This is a genomic window from Paraglaciecola sp. (assembly GCF_030730205.1).
GTDB lineage: Bacteria > Pseudomonadota > Gammaproteobacteria > Enterobacterales > Alteromonadaceae > Paraglaciecola.
The window spans coordinates 1-7,384 of record NZ_JANQVQ010000317.1; the positions used below are offsets into that span (position 1 = coordinate 1).

Genomic DNA, 7,384 nt, shown 5'->3' on the forward strand with positions numbered 1-7,384 from the left:
TACACCAATCCAATTTTCGCTTCAATTTAATTAAATTTTCTAAAAATTAACACTTAGAAATTTCGAGCCTACAAATTTAACCCAATAAATTTACTTTTTTATAAAAATTTTTAACATCTTTAATTCCCCTGCAAGCCAAATAAATAAAGCAAAGTTCGAATTAAAAACCTTTATTCATACTTACAAAGTTGCAAGTTTGAATTTGTGCTTGTTATTAGGACGCTAATAAAAATGGATTTTAATAATTTGTATGCCGTTGATGTTATTTGGTAAGGGACGGAGTAATCAATAAACCTACAAATACAGCTTATTTTTGTCGAAGTAACATACTTAATTCATTAACACGCCAAGGGACGAGGAAATAAACAACGGCCATTTTGCTAACGACCTAGAAAGTGAAAAGCATCTATGTCGGTAAGCGTATGCAACTGATATTTCCTGTAAACACTAATATTAAAACGTAACTTTCAATTATTAGGCAAAACTGTCTTTGCATTGAAGGTACAAGGCTTAAAATATGAAACTGAATCATTTCAATTTTCGAGTAAAACCGAGTCCAATCTTTGTTGCTTTAGCAGCTGCCAATTTAACCTTTGCTCTACCTGCTTTTTCGCAAGTGCCTGTAGTAGATAAAGAAGTTGTAGAAGAAAATATAATTGAAGAAAAAAAAGAAGTAGAAATTTTAGAACGTATTACTGTGTCAGCGACAAAACGTGATACCGATTTAATGAACACATCTATTGCTATCTCCGCCTTTACAGAAGAGCAATTATCCAAAATTGGTATCACCAATGTTAAAGATTTAAATAACGTCGTACCCAACATGAGTATTATGACGGATCGAGAATCTTCAGCGCCGATTATTACCATGCGTGGCGTCCGGTCAACCAATACCACTGAATGGGGTGACCCCGCAGTTGGTGTGCATTACGATGGAATCTATTCGCCCAGACCGCAAGGGGCACTTTCGTTAATTTTTGACGTAGAACGAGTGGAAGCATTACGTGGTCCACAAGGTACTTTATTTGGCCGTAACTCTACGGTAGGTAGTCTAAACATCATTTCAGCAAAACCTAAATTGGATGACGTTGAGGGTAAAATAGAGCTAGAAGTAGGTCAATATAATAAAAAAGTCATCAAAGGTGTGCTCAACCTACCTGTCTCAGATTCATTTGCCTTACGTGGCGCATTTTTTAAAGAAACCAGAGACTCAAATTTAAATGGTTATTATGATCCTAACCAGTGGGATCAACGTTACCTGAACTTTGATCAGTCACAATTAGTGCCCATGGCAGAAGGCCTGACTCCTTCCGATCGTAGCAGTGATAATCGTAGCTTTTTTAATGATAATTTATATGAACCTATCAAAGCTGACCCTGCTGATTTTTATAATAATTCTGATCAATACGCTTTTAGATTGTCAGGCTTATATTCGCCTAAAGCTGAGCTTTCTTGGCAGTTAACATTTGAGCGTTATGTTGATCAAGGGGCTGGTACCGCAGCGTCGCGTGATTGCGAAAAAATTAAAGACCGCCCGGTAGAGATTAACGGGGGATCATGTACCGACCTATGGGGAACTGAAGACAATAATACCGTGTATGTGAATATTCCGGGTAAAGTTGATTTAACCCTCGATAGTTTTCGTTCAAGCTTTCATTACGATATCACCGATGAAATGCAGTTTTCTTATTTAGCGGGTTTTCAAAGTCAGGAGCGCTCAGGTCAAGTTGACTTAGATCAAGGCATGTACTTTTGGGATCAAATGCTCAAATGGATAGATACCGATTATGACTCTTGGTCTCACGAGATACAATTACAGTCAACAGGTGGCGGTGATTTACAGTGGATAGTGGGCTATTTCAACCTCAGTGAAGACAATTCCATGGTAGGCCAATACCATGGTGCCATGGCAGGTGTGTCTTGGTGGATGCAACCCAAACGTACGGTGAAGTCTGACGCAATATTTGCACAAGGCACCTATTCTCTCACCGATAAACTGTTTTTTACCTTAGGTGCTAGACACACTAAAGACGAAAAAGAAGACAAAGGCGGACAAAATCTGGGCTGTTGGTCAAACGAGTGTTATACCGACGCTGCGTGGGGCGAAGTATGGGACTACATCGACTGGTCGCGTCCTTTAGATGAGCAGATTGAAAACACCAGTGTGGTGCGAGCCAATTTAAATGCACTACCTGTTGATTATTATGATTTCCCCATCGATGGTGCAGTAGTTGATACCGAAAATGACATTAAAGAAAGTTGGTCTAAAACCACTTGGAGAATTGGCTTAGATTATCAAATAAGCAAAGATACCCTCTATTACGCCTATGTCGCTAATGGTTACAAAGGGGGTGGTCTTGGTGATATTTTGATCAAACAATCTGATGGTACCCGTTTTGACACCAGTTATGACGGTGAAGAAGTGGTGACCTATGAAATTGGCGCAAAAACCACCTTGTTAGATGGCAAGATGAACTTGCGTGCTAATTATTTTTACAGTGATTATAAAAATCAGCAATTCTCTACGTGGACGATTTACGACACCATCACTGAGATGCAAGAAGATCCTCGCACTGGCGAAATGATTGAAATGTCGCAAGATTTTGGGACTTTCTTAACGCGTAATGCCTCAAATTCTAAAATTTCAGGCCTAGAATTAGAGATGGATTACATCCCATGGAATGGTGGTTTTATTGGTGGTTATGTAACCTTTTTAGATACCGAAATCACCTCTGATTATTGGAAAGCTTGGGGACCAGAGCCTGCTCAAGTATTTGCTAACCCAGACGGAGTTGAAATCCCTGGCACCTTAGATACCTCACGAGCTTGGTTCCGTAACTTAAAAGGCAATCAACTAGCCTACTCACCCAAAGCCTCATTCACCCTGAATTTCAGTCATACCTTTGATTTTGGTGCCAAAGGCCGCCTAATTCCTTTTGTTAATATTCATTGGGAAGATGATTCATACACTTCTATAGACAATACCGAGAAATGGGACATAGCGGAGTCCGCATTAAATGAAGGTATCGACTTAGATATTTACTCAGACAAACGTGAAGCTTGGGCAATGATCAACGCCAATGTGAAATACGAAACCGTAGACAATACTTGGTATGTCGAAGGTGGTGTTTATAACCTTACCGATGAAGATGTTAATTGGTGGCAAGGGTACGCAGGCAGTACGCCTATTGCTGGAAAAGCTGAGCGTAGTTGGAGTGTTCGTTTTGGATATAATTTCTAAACGATAAAGCCATACATGCCAAACTGACATGACTAAAAAGGCCTCTCAATTTCGCATCAGATTTGAGAGGCCTTCTAGGCATGTGTTTTACCAATAATATTGTCATGGATAATCAATGTCATCTTCTAGTATTACAACAAATACGTTTACAAAAAATCAGCTCCAAGACGGGTATTCATTTTCACTGTCTGTACTTACTTCGCTGTTTTTTATGTGGGGCTTTATCACTTGTTTAAACGACATCTTAATTCCACACTTAAAAGCGGCTTTTAGCTTAAATTATACGCAAGCAATGTTGATCCAATTTTGCTTTTTTGGCGCCTATTTTTTTGTGTCATTACCCGCCGGTAAGTTACTTAAAGCTATAGGTTATCAAAAAGGAATTGTGGTGGGTTTAGTGATTGCCGCCTTTGGCTGCTTATTGTTTTATCCTGCTGCAGCAAGCCACAGCTATCCTTTATTTTTAACGGCTTTATTTGTATTAGCTTCTGGCATTACTGTTTTACAAGTATCAGCCAATCCCTATGTCAGCTTATTGGGGCCGCCTGAAACCGCGTCTTCACGACTCACTCTTACCCAAGCCTTTAATTCTTTGGGAACTACCATTGCTCCCTATTTAGGTGGCTTGTTGATCCTAAATGAAGCGGTAGATTCGCTTGCAAATAATTCGTCTGCTGAATCAGTGCAAATGCCTTACTTAGTATTAGTCGCTCTACTATTATTGCTCGCCGCTATATTTGCTTGGATTAAACTGCCCCACATAGCAAGCGCAGAAGTGAGCCAGCAAGAAAAACTGGAAGGCAGTGCATGGCAACAACGCCATTTAGTGTTAGGTGCCATGGGTATTTTTGTTTATGTCGGTGCCGAAGTGGCTATTGGTAGCTTTTTAGTTAATTTTTTAGGTGAAAGCAATATTGCCGCACTAGAAGAAGCCGAGGCTGCTAAATACCTAAGTTATTATTGGGGAGGCGCTATGCTAGGGCGTTTTATTGGCGCCGCCGCCATGCAAAAAGTATCTGGAGGAAAAGTACTGGCTTTCAACGCTGCCGTAGCCTGCCTTTTACTGGCTATCACTATTACCTTTTCTGGCAGCCTTGCTATGTGGGCTTTATTGCTAGTTGGTTTATGTAACTCTGTTATGTTTCCGACTATATTTTGTTTAGCAGTAAATAACTTGGGTAAACATACTGCTCAAGGCTCAAGCATATTGTGCTTGGCCATTGTGGGTGGCGCCATTATCCCCCTGTTTCAAGGCATACTGGCTGACAGTGTTGGCGTGCAATTAGCCTTTATCTTGCCACTTTTTTGTTATCTGTATATCGCTTATTACGGCCTTTTTGGAAGCCGAGTAATCACTAAACCTTCTTGGGATCAATAATGAAACAATTAATAAAATCGAGCGTATTAACAAGTCTCGTGCTTACACTGATGGCTTGTAGCAATGAACAAAGTACCGCACAAAATATCCAGCAAAAGCGCGCCGCTGACATATGGCCCAAATTAGATATTGCGGTTAAACAGGATCAGCAAGTCGAAGCCAAAGTACACGCCTTGATGGCTTCAATGACCTTGGAGCAAAAGGTGGCGCAGATGATTCAACCAGAGATCCGAGACATCACGGTTGAAGACATGCGCAAATATGGTTTTGGCTCTTATCTCAATGGTGGCGGCGCATTTCCCAATAATAATAAACACTCAAGTGCTAATGATTGGATAAAGCTCGCCGACGATATGTATTTAGCGTCTGTTGATGACAGCGTAGATGGCACTAACATCCCAACCATGTGGGGAACAGATGCGGTCCATGGTCATAATAATGTAATTGGTGCCACATTGTTTCCTCATAATATTGGTCTTGGGGCAGCCAATAACCCCGAGTTGATTGAAAAAATTGCCAATATTACTGCCACAGAGGTAATGGTTACTGGCATTGATTGGGTTTTTGCTCCAACCGTTGCGGTTGTACGTGATGACCGTTGGGGGCGCACTTACGAAGGTTATTCAGAAGATCCTGAAATCGTCAGACGCTATGCGGCATCTATTGTAAAAGGCTTACAAGGCCAAGCTGACAAAGACTTTCTATCTGACAATCGTGTGATCAGTACCGTCAAACATTTTATCGGGGATGGCGGTACGGTTAAGGGTGACGATCAAGGCGACAATATCAGTAACGAACAGCAATTATTTGATATCCATGCCCAAGGTTATGTGGGTGGTTTGACGGCAGGTGCCCAGTCAGTGATGGCCTCATTTAATAGTTGGCATGGCGACAAAGTCCACGGCAATCGTTATTTATTAACCGATGTGCTTAAAAATCAAATGGGTTTTGATGGTTTTGTGGTTGGAGATTGGAATGGCCATGGTCAAGTCAACAACTGTAGCAATGAAAGCTGCCCACAAGCTGTTAATGCGGGTTTAGATATTTTCATGGTGCCAACCGGTGCTTGGAAACCCCTCTACGAAAATACCATAGCTCAAGTCAAAGACGGTACTATTGGTATATCACGCATCAACGATGCCGTAACCCGTATTTTACGGGTAAAAGTACGTGCAGGTTTATTTGAAAAACCCAATCCAGCCAACCGTAAATTTTCAGGTAAAACCGAGTTAATTGGCCAGCAGGCGCACCGAGATATTGCGCGCCAAGCGGTGAGAGAATCTTTGGTTCTACTGAAAAACAAAAACCACTTGTTACCTATCGATCCATCACTATCAATCTTAGTGGCAGGAGATGCAGCAGATAATATTGGTAAACAATCAGGCGGCTGGACCATTACGTGGCAAGGTACTAATAATACCAATGCAGACTTCCCTGGTGGCAGTTCAATCTTTGCTGGCTTAAAAACCCAAGTAGAAGCTGCCGGTGGACAAATACAGCTTAATGTTGATGGTGAATTTGCCACTAAACCTGACCTTGCTATTGTGGTATTTGGCGAAGAGCCCTACGCCGAAGGTCATGGCGATAGAGAAAACCTCGAATATCAGCAAGGTAATAAACGCGATTTGGCTTTATTAAAAAAGCTTAAAAGCCAAGGTATTCCCGTGGTTTCAATATTCATCTCTGGGCGTCCCATGTGGATCAATGCTGAACTTAATGCTTCAGATGCTTTGGTTGCTGCTTGGTTACCTGGCTCGGAAGGTAATGGTGTAGCTGAGGTCATTTTGGCTAATGCGGATGGCTCAGTTCAGCATGACTTTAAAGGTAAGTTGTCTTATTCTTGGCCACAGTTTGCCGATCAAGCCACTGTGAATGTTGGCGACGATGATTATTCGCCTTTATTACCCTATGGATTTGGTCTGAGCTATCAGGATGAAAATACTTTAAACGATACTTTGTCAGAACATGTTGAGTTAAATTTAGCTGAGGTCAAAGAGAGAAGTTTATACACGGGAACTATGCATAAACCCTGGTTAATGCACCTATTTGCAGGTTCAGAGGAAGTTGTGGTTAACTCCAACGCGCATAAACTTGCAAGTTTAAGCTTCCGTACCGTAGATAGAAAAGTCCAAGAGGACGCTTTCTCTTTAACGCTAGAGGGAAAGCAATTAGCGGGGGTAAAAATAGTCAGTGAAAGTCATTTTCGCGAAGATGTCTCAAAAGATGTATTGGTTAAAAGTGCCCTCTCCATGTTAATCAAGGTGGATAACAAACCAACGGATAAAGTCTATATCGCCATGAACTGTGAAGGTTTTGGTGACGAACTAGGCAGTTGCAGTGCAAGATTAGATGTCACTACACTGCTTAACTCTCTGCCAATGGGTGAATGGGCAAGCCTTAGTTTTGACTTAAAGTGTTTTGCTGACCAAGGGGTTAAATTTGAGAGCATAGTATCGCCGTTTTCTTTAGAGTCCGAAGGCGCGATGCAAGTATCACTTTCGGAAATTGGTTTTATTCCACAAATGGCTGAAGAGGCGACGTTAAGCTGTCACTAAAGCACAAACTCTGCTATTGGCTTGTGCGTAAGGGTTTTTACCCCAAGCTAAGTAACTTAATACAGAGAAGCTTGAAGCAAGTTAAAAAATAACGATTCATGCACGGGTTGGAAATACATGACTTTGTGCGTGAATTGTTAGGTTTTACCATAAATGTTAACGAGTAAGGTTATTTCTAATATATTCGTTGGAACTGTTTGCAGATTACGT

At 41.2% G+C, this 7,384-nt stretch carries 3 protein-coding genes; all 3 read left to right on the forward strand.

The features are described from left to right. The first annotated feature begins 517 nt into the window (after window positions 1–517). The 3 genes from NWQ57_RS21160 (at window position 518) to NWQ57_RS21170 (ending at window position 7,174) form a co-directional block, all read left to right on the forward strand. The gene (locus NWQ57_RS21160; protein WP_306024181.1) at window positions 518–3,241 is read left to right on the forward strand and encodes a TonB-dependent receptor; all 2,724 of its coding nucleotides are present in this window, start codon (window positions 518–520) and stop codon (window positions 3,239–3,241) included. Window positions 3,242–3,356: 115 nt separating this feature from the next. Beyond that, complete coding sequence (locus NWQ57_RS21165) at window positions 3,357–4,619, forward strand: sugar MFS transporter (protein WP_306024182.1); 1,263 nt, start codon at window positions 3,357–3,359, stop codon at window positions 4,617–4,619. After that, complete coding sequence (locus NWQ57_RS21170) at window positions 4,619–7,174, forward strand: exo 1,3/1,4-beta-D-glucan glucohydrolase (RefSeq protein WP_306024183.1); 2,556 nt, start codon at window positions 4,619–4,621, stop codon at window positions 7,172–7,174. The genes NWQ57_RS21165 and NWQ57_RS21170 overlap by 1 nt, the downstream gene beginning before the upstream one ends. The last annotated feature ends 210 nt before the right edge of the window (window positions 7,175–7,384 follow it).